Raw genomic sequence first — 14,163 nt, forward strand, 5'->3', positions numbered from 1 at the left:
GGCCCGGCCGGGACAGGGGGTCAGCCGCCGTGTGCCTTCTTGAAGCGGTCGTAGGCGCCGTTCACGAGGGTGACGTACTGGGTGGAGTTCTTGGACTCCAGCTCCTTGACGTAGGCGTCCCACTCGGCGAGGTCACGCTCGCCCAGGATGAACTTCAGCGTGTTCTGGGTGACGTGGTCCTTCAGCGGCGTCTCCCAGAGCGAGACCTGCTCGCGCTCCTCCTCGCTGAGCGGCGCGGCCGGCTCGACGGGCCAGGTCTTCCTGGCGTTCATCACGTTCTGGAACTCCATCTCCTCGTCCGAGAACGTGGACTGGAGCAGCTTGGTGGGGCCGCCGTAGGCGAACACGCCGTTGCCGAAACCGAAGTCCTTCTGCAGGTGCTTCGGCGCGCCGGGGTTCAGGCCGACGTAGTCGATGTCGTCGGCCAGCTTGTACTTGTCGCCTTCCTTGGTGAACGTCGTGCCCTCGACGCCCCACTTGGCGAACTCCAGGCCCGCGTCGGAGTACCAGAGCCAGTCGATGAGCTGCATCATCGCAACGAAGTTCTTGTTCTCCAGGGCCTTCTTGGAGATCATGATGCCGTTCTCCAGGCGGGTGGCGACCTTGACGTCGCCCGCCGGGCCGGTCGGCACCGGAATCTTGACGATCTTGGCGTCCTTGATGTTCTCGGTCAGCGCCGCCCGGTAGTCGTTGATCAGCACCTGCGCGTTGGTGCTGATCACGAAGGACTTGCCGGAGATGAACTTCTGCTTGGCGGCCTCGTCCTGCTGGGTGAAGCTCTCGGGGTCGAGCAGCTTCTCCTTCACCAGCTTGTTCAGGTACTCGATCGCCTGCTTGTACTGCGGCATGGCGCCGGTGTAGACGAACTTGCCCTGGGCGGCGTCGAACGTCGCGTGCTGGTACTCCCAGCCGCCCTTGGTGCCGTACGCCTGCGCGATGAGCTTGATCAGGTTACCGCCGGGCGTGGGCACGCCCCAGCGGTCGGTCATCGGGTAGAGGTCGGGGTACTCGGCCTTCATCGCCTTGAGCATGTTGTAGAAGTCGTCCAGCGTCTTGGGGACTTCCAGCTTCAGCTTCTCGAGGATGTCGGTGCGCACCGCGAAGGAGTAGTCGGCCCAGGCGGCCTCGTGCAGGCCGGGCAGCAGGTAGATCTTGCCGTCCGTCTGCATGATCGAGTTCAGCTCCGGCTGGAGCTGCCACTTGGCGACCTTGTCCTGGAAGTTGGGCATCAGGTTGAAGTAGTCGCTGACCGGAAGGATCGCGCCGGAGGAGACGAACGCCTCCTCCTGCGGGTGGTAGGTCTTCGGGATGATCAGCGGGGCGTCGCCGGCGGCGATGAGCAGGCCACGCTTCTTCTCGTAGTCGCTGAGCGGCACCTCGACCGGCTTGAACGTGACATTGGTCCGCTTGGTCAGCTCCGACCAGAACAGCCAGTCGGGCTTGTTCGGGTAGAACGAGTGGTTGTTGTAGAGCACGTCGAACGACAGCGGCTCGGTGGCCTTGAACTGCTGGCCGACGCCGTACGACGCCATCGAGCCCGCCTTGTTGGCCGCGTCCGTGGCCTTGGCCGGGGTCTCGCTGTCGCTGCCGCAGGCGGTCAGAGCGAGGGAGGCGAAGGCACCGAGGCCGATGATCGCCTGACGCCGCGAGATGTCGCGCATGGGGGGATCCTTTCTGGGGGTTGGGAGGCGCCGGGAGGTCAGCCCTTGACCGCGCCGAGCATGACGCCGGAGACGAAGAAGCGCTGGACGAACGGGTAGATGACCAGGATCGGCAGGACGGTGAGCACGATCGTCACCGCCTGGATGTTGGCCCCCACCTGCGTCACCTCGGCGGCAGCCGCGCCGTAGGAGTCCGCGCCGGTCGCGCCGGCGATGAGGTTGCGCAAATAGACCGTCACGGGGAACAGGTCAGAGCGGTCCATGTACAGGAACGCCCCGAACCAGGAGTTCCAGAACGAGACCGCGTAGAACAGGATCATCGTGGCGATGACCGCCTTCGACAGCGGCAGCACGATCCGCCACAGGATGCCGTAGGTGTTCAGCCCGTCGATGGCGGCGGCCTCCTCCAGGTCCTGCGGCAGGCTCTCGAAGAACGCCTTCATGACCAGGAGGTTGAACACGCTGATGGCGTTGGGCAGGACGATCGCCCAGATCGAGTTCTTCATGCCGAGGCTGGTGATCAGCACGTAGTTCGGGATCAGGCCGCCGGAGAAGAACATGGTGAAGACCGCGACGCCGACGAGGAACTTGCGGCCCTTGAGGTGCTTCTTGGACAGCACGTACGCGTAGCACGTGGTCATCACCATCGCGATGAGCGTCGCGATGACCGTGTAGACGACCGTGTTCCAGTAGTTCGTCCAGAACATCGGGTCCGACGCGACGATCTTGTACGTCGTCAGGTTGAACCCCTTGGGAACGAGGTTCACCTCACCCGCGGCGATGGCGCTCTGCGAGCTGAACGAGCGGGCCAGGATGTTGGCGAACGGGTAGAGCGTCACCACCACGACCAGCGCCAGGACGACGCCGTTGAACCACTGGAAGACGCGGTAGCCCCGGGTCATGTCGTGCGTTGTCACCACAGGCTCGTCCCAACTGTGCGGCGGGAGATCACATTGGCCGAGAGGATCAGCACCAGGCCGACCAGCGCCTCGAACAGGCCGATCGCGGCGGCGTAGCTGAAGTTGCTCGCCTCCAGGCCCATCCGGTACACGTACGTCGAGATCACGTCGGCCGTCGGGTACGTCAGCGGGTTGTACAGCAGGAAGACCTTCTCGAAGCCCACCGCCATGAACGTGCCGATGTTGAGGATCAGCAGCGTGACCGCCGTGGGCCGGATGCCCGGCAGTGTCACGTGCCAGATCTGCCGCCACCGGCCGGCGCCGTCCATCCTGGCGGCCTCGTAGAGCTGGTCGTCGATGGTGGTCAGCGCGGCCAGGTAGAGGATCGTGCCCCAGCCGACGGTCTGCCAGACCTCCGAGCCGACGTAGATCGTCCGGAACCAGTCCGGGTCCTGCATGAACGAGATCTTCTCGCTGCCGATGTAGCCCAGGAACGCGTTGATCGGCCCGTCGATCGAGGTGATCTGCATGACGAGACCGGCCACGATGACGATCGACAGGAAGTGCGGCAGGTACGTCACCGACTGCAGGAACCGCTTGAGCGCGCGCCGCCGCACCTCGTTGAGCAGCAGGGCCAGCACGATCGGCAGCGGGAAGCAGAAGAGCAGGGTCAGCCCGCCGAGGACCAGCGTGTTGGTGAACACGTTCCAGAACGTCGGGTCGTTCAGGAACAGCTTCACGTAGCGCAGGCCCACCCACTCTTCGCCGAAGATGTTGCCGCCGGGCTCGAACTTCCTGAAGGCGATGACGTTGCCGATCATCGGCGCGTACCGGAAGACCAGGAAGAACAGCAGCGGCAGCACCGCCAGCGAGTAGAGCTGCCAGTCACGGCGCAGCGCGCGCCCCCAGGAGCTGCCGCCCTCGCGCCGATGGCGCTTGGGGGCGGGTTCGGCCTCGGGCTCGCGCGCCGTGCCGACACTCAGCGTCTCGGATGTGCTCATCCTCGGCCCTCCGGGGGGTTGCGGTCGATGTGCGCCGGCGCCAGGAGGTGCCGCCCGTGGCCGACCTCGCGCTCGGGGCCGGTCAGGCGCAGCGGCAGGGCCGCCACGGCGTCCGCGCAGGAGCGGCCGAGGCGCAGCTCGACGTCGCCCGGCTCGACGACGCGGCGGCCGTTCGCCCCGGCGAACGACGTGACGTCGGCCGGGACGGTGAAGGTGACCCGCGCGGCCTGGCCCGCCTCCAGCGGGACGCGGGCGTAGCCGACCAGGCGGACCACCGGCCTGGTCGTCTGCGCGACCGGGTCGTGCAGGTAGAGCTGGACGACCTCCGCGCCGTCGCGCTCGCCGGTGTTGCGGACCGTCACCCCGACGCTCACCTCGCCGTCCACCGCCCATTCGGTGGCACCGGCGCTCGCGTCGCTCCACTCGTAGGCGGTGTAGCTCAGGCCGTGCCCGAACGGGTACGCGGGCGTCGGGTCCACCGACGACACGTCGGAGCGGCGGCCCAGCGGCGGGGCCAGGTACGTCGCCGGCAGGCCGCCCGCGTCGCGCGGCACGCTGACCGGCAGGCGGCCGGTCGGGTTCACGGCGCCGGTCAGCACCTCGGCCAGGGCCTGGCCGCCGCGCTGGCCGGGGAAGAAGCCGTACAGCACGGCCTTGGCCGCGGCCACCTCGTCGCCCAGCGCGTACGGGCGGCCCGCCAGCAGCACCAGCACCACCGGGGTGCCGGTCGCGAGCACGGCCTGCACCAGGTCGGCCTGGACGCCGGGCAGGCGCAGGTCGGTGGCGTCGCAGCCCTCGCCGGAGGTGCCGCGCCCGAACAGCCCGGCCCGGTCGCCGACGGCCAGCACGACCACGTCGCTGCCGCCCGCCAGCTCGAGTGCCTCGGCGAAGCCGGCGGTGTCGGCGCCGGTGATCGCGCAGCCGGGCGCGTAGGCGAGGCCGGGGACCAGCGCGCCGAGCGACTCGCGCAGCGTCGGCAGGTCGAGCCCGAGGCCCTGCTCGGGGTGCGGGCCGACGTGGTTGGGGAAGGCGTAGCAGCCCAGCATCGCCATCGGGTCGTCGGCGACGGGGCCGATGAGCGCCACCTTCGCCGCGGGGTTCAGCGGCAGGACGGCGTCGTCGTTGCGCAGCAGCACGACGGCCTCGCGGGCCAGCCGCAGGGCCAGCTCCTGGCTCTCCTCGTCGTCGAGCCGCACGTCCTCGGCCGGGCCGGGCAGCGGCTGCCAGCCCTCGTCGAGCAGGCCCTGCTCGGCCTTCTGGATGAGCACGCGGCGCAGGGCGCGGTCGATCAGCGCCTCGTCCACCGACCCGGCCTTGACCGCGTCGACCAGCGGCGCGCCGAAGGTGTCCACCGTGGGCAGCTCGACGTCGATCCCGGCCTTCAGCGCGAGCCCGGCGGCCTGCCCGCCGTCGGCGGCGATCTTGTGCAGGCGCTCCAGGAACCGGACCGAGAAGTAGTCGGCGACCACGGTGCCCTCGAAGCCCCACTCGTCGCGCAGCAGCCCGGTCAGGATGCTCTCGTCGGCCGCCACCGGCATGCCGTCGATCTCGGCGTAGGAGTTCATGACGGAGCGGGCGCCGCCCAGGCGCAGCGCCATCTCGAACGGCGGCAGCAGCACGTCCGCCAGCTCCCGCCGGCCCATCGCGACCGGCGCGAGGTTGCGCCCGCCGCGCGAGTTGGAGTAGCCGGCGAAGTGCTTGAGCGTGGCGACGATGCCGGCGCCCTCCAGGCCGCGCACGTACGCGGCGCCGAGCGTGCCGACGAGGTACGGGTCCTCGCCGATCGTCTCCTCGGTACGGCCCCAGCGATAGTCCCTGGTCACGTCCACCACCGGGGCCAGGCCCTGGTGGATGCCCGCGCGGCGCATGGACCGGCCGATCTGCGCGGCCACCTGCTCGACCAGCTCGGGGTCGAAGGAGGCGCCCCAGCTCAGCGGCGCCGGGTAGACCGTCGCCCGCCAGGCGGCGAAGCCCGTCAGGCACTCCTCGTGCACCTGCGCCGGGATCCCGAACCGGCTGGCCCGGACGATCTCCGCCTGGGAGGCGGCCAGCGAGCGCGCCCCCGCGACGGGATCGACCGGCGCCGTCCCGAACGGGCGCGTGAGCTGGCCCAGACCCTGCCGGATGGCGTCGTCCCACTCGGGGCCCGCGCCCATGTCCGTCTGGTGCGGGGCGACGCCGCCCCCCGATGAGTCGGCGCCGACCCACACCCCGACGAGCTGGGCGATCTTCTCCTCAAGGGTCATGAGCGGGATGAGCGCGTCGGCCCGTTCGGCGGGCGACAGCCGGGCGTCCCGCCAGGGCTCGCTCTCGCCGGGCGCCGAGCGCGTGTCGATTGGTTCCTGGCCCCTCATGCCATCCCTTCGGCCATGACGGCGCCGTCCGCGGCGAGAGCGGGGGGTGTTACGCGGGGGTGACGCCGAAACTTTCAAGCAGATCTCTTTAATATTGCGGCAACATAAGGGGCCCATTGAATCGTGTCAAGAGTGGGGCCAACCTGCTATGTTGCAGATCCCGCCCGCGACCGGTCCGTCCTGATCACAGGCTCGTCCCGGCTCAGCGGGGCGATAAATTTCCCGAAACTTTCGGAAACAACGAGTGAGGCGCCGCCATGACGGACACCGCTTCGAGTGGCCCGCACCGGGCACCTCCGGCGTCCCGCGTCGACATGCAGACTACAGGTGTGGGGTTTAAGTCCCGGTTGCGGGCAGTCTGTCGCTTTACGGCCGCGCGGTGCACCATGTGACACCTTGATCTCGCCGGTAGACGGTCTACCATCTTCGGTATCCGGTATGGAGCTGATAGGCATGGCAGATCAGGCAGCGGCCGTCCGCCTGGAGGCCGTCTACAAGGCGTTCGTCCCGCGAGGGCGCTCCGCGCAGCCGCTGCTCGCCCTGGAGGACGTGAGCTTCGAGGCCCGGCCCGGCGAGTTCGTCAGCCTGGTCGGCCCGTCGGGGTGCGGCAAGTCCACGGTGCTCAACCTCCTCGCCGGGCTGATCCAGCCGTCCGCGGGGCGGGTGGTGCACCACGGCGGGCCGGTCACCGGCATCAACACCGACGTCGGCTACATCACCCAGGACGACAACCTGCTGCCGTGGCGCTCGATGCTGCGCAACGTCGAGTACGGCCTGGAGCTGCGCCGCGTCCCCAAGGCCGAGCGGCGCCGCCGGGCTCGGGAGTTCATCGAGCTGGTCGGGCTCGCGGGTTTCGAGGACCACTACCCGCACGAGCTGTCAGGCGGCATGCGCAAGCGGGCCGGGATCGTGCGCACGCTCGTCTACGACAGCGACGTCGTCCTCATGGACGAGCCGTTCGGCCCGCTGGACGCGCAGACCCGGGTGATCCTCCAGGACGAGCTGCTCAAGCTGTGGGAGCTGAAGCGGCCGACGGTCCTGTTCGTCACCCACGACCTCGTCGAGGCCATCGCGCTGAGCGACCGGATCATCACCTTCACCTGCCGCCCCGGCCGCATCAAGCGGGAGTACGAGGTGCGGCTCCCCCGTCCCCGGGACGTCTTCCACATCCACGACGTCCCGCAGTTCAGGCAGCTCTACGACGCGCTGTGGGACGACATCCGCATGGAGATCGCGGCGACATGACGCTCAGGGACGCCCGCGGGACCACGGAGCACGCCACGGCGCAGGTGCTCGCGCAGGCCGCGGCCCGGTCCCGGACCGCCGCGGCCAGGGAGCGGCTGCTCGTGCGGTCCGGGATCGTGCTGCTGGGGGTGGCGCTGCTGGCGCTCTGGGAGTTCGGGGCGCCGCTGGTCGTGGAGCGCCGTTACGTCAGCTCCCCGTCGGAGGTGGCGGCCCGCCTCGCCGGGCTCGTCCTCGACGGTGAGCTGTGGGGGCACATCGGGGTGACGCTGGGCGAGGCGGGCGCGGGTTACCTCATCGGCATCGCGGTGGGGCTGGCGGCGGCGCTGATCCTGGTGGCGGTGCCGGTGCTGGACGAGATCGCGGGGCCGTTCCTGGCGGCGTTCTACTCGATCCCGAAGATCGCGCTGGCACCCATGTTCATCATGTGGTTCGGGCTCGGGCTGCTGCCGAAGGTGCTGCTGGCGGCGTTGATGGTGTTCCTGATCGTGCTGGCCAACACCGTCGCGGGCGTGCGCGGCATCAGCCCGGGCCTGGTCGAGGTGTCACGGGTGATGGGGGCGCGGGGAGCGAGGCTGGTGCGGACGGTCGTGCTGCCCGGCGCGGCGCCCGCCGTGGTGGCGAGCATCCGGCTGACGTTCTCGCGGGCGATGGTCGGCGCCGTTCTCGGCGAGTTCATCGCGGCGACCCAGGGGCTGGGCTTCCTCATCGTACGGTCGTCGCGCCAGTTCGAGACGGCGACCGTGTTCGCCGGGATCGTGGTGGTGGCCGTGCTGGTGATGCTGGTCAACGCGGTGATCAGGGCCGTGGAGTCACGGGCCCTGCCGTGGTGCGCGCAAGGGCCGCACGGATGAGCGAGCGGACGCCCGAAGAGCGCGCGCCCGAGGAGCGCGCCGGGGCCGCGCCGGCGGGTGAGCGGGTGCTCGCTGATCAGGTCGCCAGGCACGCGCGCCGCCGCACGACCCGGCGGGCGATCGTGTGGGCGGGCCGGATCGGGCTGGCGGCGGGCGCCGTCGTGGCCTGGGAGCTGGCCTCCGGCACCCTGATCCGGCCGTTCTTCGTCAGCAGCCCGTCGGCCGTGGCCGGGCGGCTGGCCGAGTGGGCGCTCTCCCCCGGCTTCTGGGCGCACGCCCGCTTCACGCTCACCTCGGCCGCGCTGGGCTTCCTCGCGGGCGCGCTGCTCGGGGTGCTGCTGGCCTGGCCGCTGGCGCTGCGCCGGGTGGCCTACCGGGTGGTGGAGCCGTACTTCCTCATCGCGTACTCGGTGCCGGCGGTGGCGCTCGGGCCGGTGTTCATCCTCTGGTTCGGCATCGGGCTCACGCCCAAGGTCGTGCTGGCCGCGTACTTCGTGTTCTTCGTCGTCTTCATCAACACCGTCGAGGGCATCAGGCAGGTGCCGCAGGGCCTCATCGACGTCACGCGCGTGCTGGGCGGCGACCGGTGGGTCACGATGCGGTCGGTGCTGCTGCCGGGGGCGTTGCCGTACGTGCTGGCGGCCTTCCGCGTCACGCTGCCCGCCGCGATGATCGGCGCGGTGGTGGGCGAGTTCATCGCCTCCAACCGCGGCATCGGCTACCTGACCAGGGCGGCGGCCGGGCGTTACCAGACCGCCGGGGTGATCGCGGGCACGATCGTGCTGGCCGCGATCGTCCTGCTCCTGTCGCTGGCCCTGCGTCCCCTGTCCCGCGTGCTGCGCTGGCGGCCGGAGGTCCGGCTGCGCGGTGAGGAGGTCTCATGAGAGCCCGATCAGGAACGGCCGTGGTGCTGCTCGCCGCGGTCGCCGGCTGCGGCGGCGCCGGGGAGCCGGCGCAGGAGGCGAAGAGGATCACGATCGCGTCCGCGCCGAACGTGTTCCTGTCCGCCCTGTACGTCGCCAAGGACGACGGCCTGTTCGCCAAGGAGGGCCTCACGGTCGAGATCGTGGAGGTGGAGAGCGGCAACGACAGCATCGCCGCGCTCGCCTCCGGCCAGGCCCAGTACGCCGACGTCGGCTTCGAGGACCTGGCCGAGCTGAGCAAGGCCGGCGACGACTCGGTGGTCATGGCCCACGACATCCTGAACCGGGTGACGCTCACGCTGGTCATGCGCAAGGAGGTCGCCGAGCGCAAGAACGTCACCGCGGCCTCGCCGCTGCGCGACCGGCTCGGCGCGCTCAAGGGGCTCAAGATCGGCATCACCTCGCCGGGCTCCCCCACCGACACGTACATGCGCTACTACCTGGGCTCGGTCGGCCTGGACCCGGAGCGCGACGTGGAGCTGGTGCCGCTCGGCGGCGGGTCCGCGCTGCTGGCCGCGCTGGAGCAGGGCCAGATCGACGCCTACCACCTGTCGCCGCCGACCCCGTACGTGGCCGCGGAGAAGGGCTTCGGCGTGGTCCTCATCGACGGGCCCAAGGGCGAGGTGCCGGAGCTGGACAAGTTCGACTACACCGCCTGGGCCACCTCGCGCCAGTGGGCCGCTGAGAACGCCGCGACCGCGGCAGCCTTCAGCCGGGTGCTGGCGCAGGCGACCGTCAAGGTCAAGCAGCAGCCCGACGCGGTGGCCGCCCAGATCATGGACGACCTGGGCAGCAGCGACCAGGCGACGGTGCTGCGCACGGTCAAGGCGATGACCTCGGCGCTGTCCGACCGGGGCTGCTTCGACCCGGCCGTGGTCCGGCGCACGCTCGATGTCATGCTCAGGCTGAGAATCCTCGAGGACCGAGCGGACGCGGCCGAGGGCCGCCTCTGGACGAACGAGTACAACGGCTGCTGAGGAGCGAGATGCGCATCATCAGGTACGACGACGCGGGCACGGCGCGGTGGGGGGTGATCGAGGCCGGCGGCACGGTGCGCGCCGCCGCCGGAGACCCGTACACGGCGCTGGTCCCCGGCGACCCCGTGGGCGGCGACGTGCGGCTGCTCGCCCCCGTCACCCCGAGCAAGATCCTGTGCGTCGGCCGGAACTACGCCGACCACGCGGCCGAGTTCGGCAACCCCGTGCCGAAGGAGCCGCTGATCTTCCTCAAGCCGCCGTCGTCGATCGCCGGCCCCGGCGACGCGGTCGTCTACCCGTCGCTGTCGGGGCGGCTCGACCCGGAGGCGGAGCTGGTCGTGGTGATCGGCCGCGCGGGGCGCCGGATCAGGCCCGAGGACGCGATGTCGGTGGTGTTCGGCTACACCATCGGCAACGACGTCACGGCCCGCGACATCCAGAAGAGCGACCCGCAGTGGACGCGCGGCAAGGGCTTCGACACCTTCTGCCCGCTGGGCCCGTGGGTGGACACCGGGTTCGACCCGTCGGACGTGCGCGTCACCTGCACGGTGAACGGCGAGCTGCGCCAGGACGGCCGCACCAGGGACTTCATCTTCGGCATCCCCGAGCTGATCGCGTACGTGTCGGCCTTCTCCACGCTGGAGCCGGGCGACGTCATCATGACCGGCACCCCGCCGGGGGTGCGCCCGGTGCAGCCGGGCGACACGATGACCGTGGCGGTGGAGGGGCTGGGCGAGCTGAGCAATCCGGTGGTGGCGGAGGAGCCGTGACAGCGCTGTGACACCGCCGGGTGCCGCCAGGTCGCCGCGGTGGAGCGCGCCATATAGTGGCAATCGTGACGACCGTCGTGCTCAAGCCCGGCCCGCCCGCGCGCACCGCGCACGCCTTCGTCTACGAAACGCTCCGGCGGGCGATCCTCGGCGGCGATCTGCCCCTCGGCTACCGGCTCGTCCAGGCCGACATCGCCGCCCAGCTCAAGGTGAGCATCACGCCCGTCCGCGAGGCCCTGCGCGACCTGGCCGGCGAGGGGCTGATCAGGATCGACGCCCACAAGGGCGCGATGCTGCGCGAGTTCGACCTGTCCGAGGTCAGGGAGATCTACGAGCTGCGGCGCATGCTGGAGCCCGTCTCGATCCGCAAGGCCGTGGAACGTATCACCGACGACGAGATCGACCGCGCCGAGGGGCTGCGGCGGCGCATGCGCGACGAGCTCGACCCGGGCGAATGGGTCGAGCTCAACCGCCGCTTCCACGCCGTCTTCGGCGACGCGGCCGGCTCGCCCCGGCTGTGCGCGATCCTCAAGGGCCTGCGCGACGGCGCCGCCGTCTACGTGGGCCTGTCCCTGCGCGGGCAGGAGCGGGCGCGCCGGGCGGAGGCCGACCGCGACCACCGCGAGCTGGTGACGGCCTTCAGGGGGCGGCGCGCCGAGGAGGCGGTGGAGATCGTGCTGCGCCACCTCGACGCGACCATGGCCGCCCTCGAACGGCTCGCCTAACCGGCCTTGGCCGGCGGCTCGTCGTACTCGACGGCGTAGTCCTGCTGCGAGCGGTCCTTCAGCAGGTACGCCGCCACGACGCTGATCGCTGCGCAGATGGCCATGTAGATCGCGATGGCCATGGAGCTCTGGTACGTCGCGTAGAGCCAGACCGCGATGAGCGGCGCCGGCCCGCCCGCCGTGATGGAGGCGAGCTGGTAGCCGAGCGAGGCGCCGCTGTAGCGCAGCCGCCCGGTGAAGCTCTCGGCGATGAACGTGGCCTGCGGGCCGTACTGGATGTCGTGGATGGGCGCGGCCAGCACGATGGCCAGGAAGACCAGCGCGGGCACGCGGGTGTCGAGCAGCGGCCAGTAGACGAACGACCAGGCCAGCATGGCCAGGGCGCCCACGATGTAGAGCCTCCTGCGCCCGACCAGGTCGGAGATGTAACCCCAGAACGGCACCGTGAACAGCGACACGATCCCGGCCACGATCACGTACGTGTAGACGTCGCTCGCCGCGAAGCCCAGCGTCCTGGTGGCATAGGTGAGGATGAAGACCGTGAAGATGTAGAACGGCGCCTGCTGCCCGGTGCGCAGCAGCGCGCTGAGCACGATCTCCCGCCAGTTCATGACGAGGACCTGCCGGACGGGCACCCGCTCGACCTTGTTCTCCGCGACGACCTTGGCGAAGACCGGCGTCTCCAGGATGCCGAGCCTGATGTACAGGCCGATGGCCGCCATCACGACGCTGAGCAGGAACGGGATGCGCCAGCCCCAGTACGGGTCCAGCGGCTCGAACACCTGCAGGGCCAGGTAGCCGAGCACGAGCCCGACGGGCACGCCGAACTGCGGCCAGCTCCCGAGGAAGCCGCGCCGCCCGCCGCGCGACTTGCCCCACTCGGTGGCCAGCAGCACCGACCCGCCCCACTCGCCGCCGACGCTGATGCCCTGGAGCAGGCGCAGGAGGGTGAGCAGGATGCCGCCCCAGATGCCGATCTGCTCGTAGGTGGGCACCAGGCCGACGAGGGCGGTGGCGACGCCCATGGTCATGAGGGTGATGATGAGGGTGGCCTTGCGCCCGATGCGGTCACCGTAGTGTCCGAAGATCGCCGCGCCGATGGGGCGGGCGGCGAAGCCGCCGAAGTAGGTGCCGAGGGCGAGCAGGAGGCCCGTCGTCTGATCGCTGGTGGGGAAGAACAGCTCCGCGAAGATGGTGCTGGCGGCGAAGCCGTAGAGGAAGAAGTCGTACCACTCGATCGAGGTGCCCACGGCGGAGGCGACCACCGCGCGGACCAGTTGCCGTCGTTTCTGCTGACCTGTCGCGTCGAGTCCTTGCTCAACCATCTACCGCTCCTGGGGTAGGTCACGCGTTAACGGTGACGGTACATGATGCATCATCGATGGTCACCAGGCTGAAAGTGCTGGTTCGGGGCGGTGTTCGGGGGTATTGGAACGACTACCGTCCGGAGGGAGAAGCTGACGTGATGCGTCCAATCGCCGCCGTCGTGGCGGTCGTGACCCTGGCGGTCAGCGGCTGCACGATCGCCGGCTTCGACGAGGCCAACAGGGTCCCGCAGAACGACGGGGCCAACGCCAACGTGGGCGACAGCCTGAGCCTGCGCAACATCTTCCTCCTGGCCGGCACCGACTCGGCCTCGCCGCCCGCGCAGCAGGCGCTCTTCGGGGTGATCGTCAACGACGCCCAGCGGCCCGACCAGCTCGAACGGATCACCATGGAGGGCGGCGGCACGGTGCAGCTCGCCGGGCAGCCGCTCGCTCTGCCGCCCGACCAGGCCGTCGGCACCGGCAACAAGCCGATCGGCACGGCCACCGGGGTGCGCGGCAACGTGGTGCCGATGACGTTCACCTTCCGCGAGGCCGAGCCGGTGCGCCTGATGGTGCCGGTCATGACGCGGACGGGTCACTTCGCCGACCTGCCGTCCGCGCCGGCGGGCCCGCCGTCGCCGTCGCCGGGGGTCACCGCGCCGCCCACCGGCTCGCCCAGCCCTACGCGTTGACGAGCTCCCGGCCCAGCGTCCTGGCGGCCTGCGTGACGAGCTTGCCGTACTCCGCGCGCAGCTCCTCCGTCATGCGGCTGGCCGGGATGGAGACGCTGAGGCTGGCAATCGGGCCGCCGGGGCCGAGGACCGCGGCGGCGACGGCGGCGATGTCGGCGCGCCACTCGCCGCGGTTGTCGGCGTACCCGCGCCGCAGCACGGCGTCCAGCTCGGCGCGGAGCGCGCCCGGATCGGTGATCGTGGTGCCGGTGTAGGCGGGCAGCTCGTCGGGCGATCGGCCGAGGTGGGCCAGCACGGCCTTGCCGTTGGCGGAGGCGTGCAGCGGCAGCCGGATGCCCAGCGGCAGCACGATGCGCAGCGGCTTGTCGGTCTCCAGCCGCTCGATCAGCACGACCGCGTCGCCCTCGGGCACCATGAGGTGGATCGTCTCGCCGGTGCGCTGGCGCAGCTCCTCCATGACCGGCACGGCCGCGTCACGCAGCCCCAGCTCGGTGCGGCGGGCCACCTGGAGCGCCTTGCTGGTCACCTGCCAGCGCGTGACCTCGCCTCCGGCCGGCCTGATCCACCCGGCCTCGTGCAGCGTCTTCAGCGAGCGCTGCACGGTGCTCTTGGGCAGGCCGAGCCCGCGTGCCAGCTCCCCCACGCCGATCGGCTGCCGGTGGGCGACCTCTTCGAGCACACGGAGGGCGTTGATCACGTTCTGCATGCATTGACTCCTCTGCGGACCGATTTTAATGTTAATGAACCGCACAGCGGCA

13 protein-coding genes are annotated in these 14,163 nt (G+C 70.4%); 7 read left to right on the top strand and 6 right to left on the bottom strand.

Annotated features, from left to right (window positions below; genetic code table 11):
• Positions 1-20 precede the first annotated feature (20 nt).
• Genes HD597_RS36155 through HD597_RS36170 form a run of 4 tightly spaced genes read right to left on the bottom strand, consistent with a single transcriptional unit; the run spans position 21 to position 5,915 of the window.
• On the bottom strand, positions 21-1,661 hold the full coding sequence (locus HD597_RS36155; RefSeq protein ID WP_253748068.1) for an ABC transporter substrate-binding protein: 1,641 nt from the start codon (positions 1,659-1,661) through the stop codon (positions 21-23).
• A 38-nt stretch (positions 1,662-1,699) separates the two neighbouring features.
• Entirely contained in the window at positions 1,700-2,578 is an 879-nt protein-coding gene (locus tag HD597_RS36160) for a carbohydrate ABC transporter permease (protein WP_253748070.1), read from the bottom strand.
• On the bottom strand, positions 2,575-3,561 hold the full coding sequence (locus tag HD597_RS36165) for an ABC transporter permease (RefSeq protein ID WP_253748072.1): 987 nt from the start codon (positions 3,559-3,561) through the stop codon (positions 2,575-2,577). The genes HD597_RS36160 and HD597_RS36165 overlap by 4 nt, the downstream gene beginning before the upstream one ends.
• Positions 3,558-5,915: a beta-xylosidase/alpha-l-arabinosidase gene (locus HD597_RS36170; protein ID WP_253748074.1), complete on the bottom strand. Its 2,358-nt coding sequence runs from the start codon at positions 5,913-5,915 to the stop codon at positions 3,558-3,560. The genes HD597_RS36165 and HD597_RS36170 overlap by 4 nt, the downstream gene beginning before the upstream one ends.
• 453 nt (positions 5,916-6,368) lie before the next feature.
• Here HD597_RS36170 and HD597_RS36175 point away from each other — a divergent pair, with 453 nt between their 5' ends.
• The 6 genes from HD597_RS36175 (at position 6,369) to HD597_RS36200 (ending at position 11,406) form a co-directional block, all read left to right on the top strand.
• Positions 6,369-7,160, top strand: coding sequence for an ABC transporter ATP-binding protein (locus HD597_RS36175; RefSeq protein WP_253748076.1), 792 nt, complete (start codon positions 6,369-6,371; stop codon positions 7,158-7,160).
• Positions 7,157-8,011, top strand: coding sequence for an ABC transporter permease (locus tag HD597_RS36180; protein WP_253748078.1), 855 nt, complete (start codon positions 7,157-7,159; stop codon positions 8,009-8,011). The genes HD597_RS36175 and HD597_RS36180 overlap by 4 nt, the downstream gene beginning before the upstream one ends.
• Positions 8,008-8,895 carry an ABC transporter permease gene (locus tag HD597_RS36185; RefSeq protein WP_253748080.1) on the top strand — a complete coding sequence of 296 codons (888 nt, stop codon included), beginning with the start codon at positions 8,008-8,010 and terminating at the stop codon, positions 8,893-8,895. Before HD597_RS36180 ends, HD597_RS36185 begins: the two co-directional genes overlap by 4 nt.
• Complete coding sequence (locus tag HD597_RS36190; RefSeq protein WP_253748082.1) at positions 8,892-9,911, top strand: ABC transporter substrate-binding protein; 1,020 nt, start codon at positions 8,892-8,894, stop codon at positions 9,909-9,911. Before HD597_RS36185 ends, HD597_RS36190 begins: the two co-directional genes overlap by 4 nt.
• A gap of 8 nt (positions 9,912-9,919) precedes the next feature.
• Complete coding sequence (locus HD597_RS36195) at positions 9,920-10,681, top strand: fumarylacetoacetate hydrolase family protein (RefSeq protein WP_253748084.1); 762 nt, start codon at positions 9,920-9,922, stop codon at positions 10,679-10,681.
• A gap of 65 nt (positions 10,682-10,746) precedes the next feature.
• Positions 10,747-11,406: a GntR family transcriptional regulator gene (locus HD597_RS36200; RefSeq protein WP_253748086.1), complete on the top strand. Its 660-nt coding sequence runs from the start codon at positions 10,747-10,749 to the stop codon at positions 11,404-11,406.
• Here HD597_RS36200 and HD597_RS36205 read toward each other — a convergent pair.
• Positions 11,403-12,731, bottom strand: coding sequence for an MFS transporter (locus HD597_RS36205; RefSeq protein ID WP_253748088.1), 1,329 nt, complete (start codon positions 12,729-12,731; stop codon positions 11,403-11,405). The genes HD597_RS36200 and HD597_RS36205 overlap by 4 nt on opposite strands.
• Before the next feature lie 137 nt (positions 12,732-12,868).
• Between HD597_RS36205 and HD597_RS36210 the strand changes: the two genes are divergently transcribed.
• On the top strand, positions 12,869-13,405 hold the full coding sequence (locus HD597_RS36210; RefSeq protein WP_253748090.1) for a hypothetical protein: 537 nt from the start codon (positions 12,869-12,871) through the stop codon (positions 13,403-13,405).
• Here the strand turns inward: HD597_RS36210 and HD597_RS36215 are convergent.
• Positions 13,395-14,111, bottom strand: coding sequence for an IclR family transcriptional regulator (locus tag HD597_RS36215; protein WP_253748092.1), 717 nt, complete (start codon positions 14,109-14,111; stop codon positions 13,395-13,397). The two genes, HD597_RS36210 and HD597_RS36215, sit on opposite strands and share 11 nt — an antisense overlap.
• Positions 14,112-14,163 lie beyond the last annotated feature (52 nt).

It is taken from the genome of Nonomuraea thailandensis (assembly GCF_024172165.1).
GTDB classification, from domain to species: domain Bacteria; phylum Actinomycetota; class Actinomycetes; order Streptosporangiales; family Streptosporangiaceae; genus Nonomuraea; species Nonomuraea thailandensis.

Excerpts from the sequence above, each read along its gene's own strand:
- HD597_RS36155 (WP_253748068.1), bottom strand. The coding sequence starts at position 1,661 with ATGCGCGACATCTCGCGGCGTCAGGCGATCATCGGCCTCGGTGCCTTC.
- HD597_RS36165 (WP_253748072.1), bottom strand. The coding sequence starts at position 3,561 with ATGAGCACATCCGAGACGCTGAGTGTCGGCACGGCGCGCGAGCCCGAG.
- HD597_RS36170 (WP_253748074.1), bottom strand. The coding sequence starts at position 5,915 with ATGAGGGGCCAGGAACCAATCGACACGCGCTCGGCGCCCGGCGAGAGC.
- HD597_RS36175 (WP_253748076.1), top strand. The coding sequence starts at position 6,369 with ATGGCAGATCAGGCAGCGGCCGTCCGCCTGGAGGCCGTCTACAAGGCG.
- HD597_RS36180 (WP_253748078.1), top strand. The coding sequence starts at position 7,157 with ATGACGCTCAGGGACGCCCGCGGGACCACGGAGCACGCCACGGCGCAG.
- HD597_RS36185 (WP_253748080.1), top strand. The coding sequence starts at position 8,008 with ATGAGCGAGCGGACGCCCGAAGAGCGCGCGCCCGAGGAGCGCGCCGGG.
- HD597_RS36190 (WP_253748082.1), top strand. The coding sequence starts at position 8,892 with ATGAGAGCCCGATCAGGAACGGCCGTGGTGCTGCTCGCCGCGGTCGCC.
- HD597_RS36195 (WP_253748084.1), top strand. The coding sequence starts at position 9,920 with ATGCGCATCATCAGGTACGACGACGCGGGCACGGCGCGGTGGGGGGTG.
- HD597_RS36205 (WP_253748088.1), bottom strand. The coding sequence starts at position 12,731 with ATGGTTGAGCAAGGACTCGACGCGACAGGTCAGCAGAAACGACGGCAA.
- HD597_RS36215 (WP_253748092.1), bottom strand. The coding sequence starts at position 14,111 with ATGCAGAACGTGATCAACGCCCTCCGTGTGCTCGAAGAGGTCGCCCAC.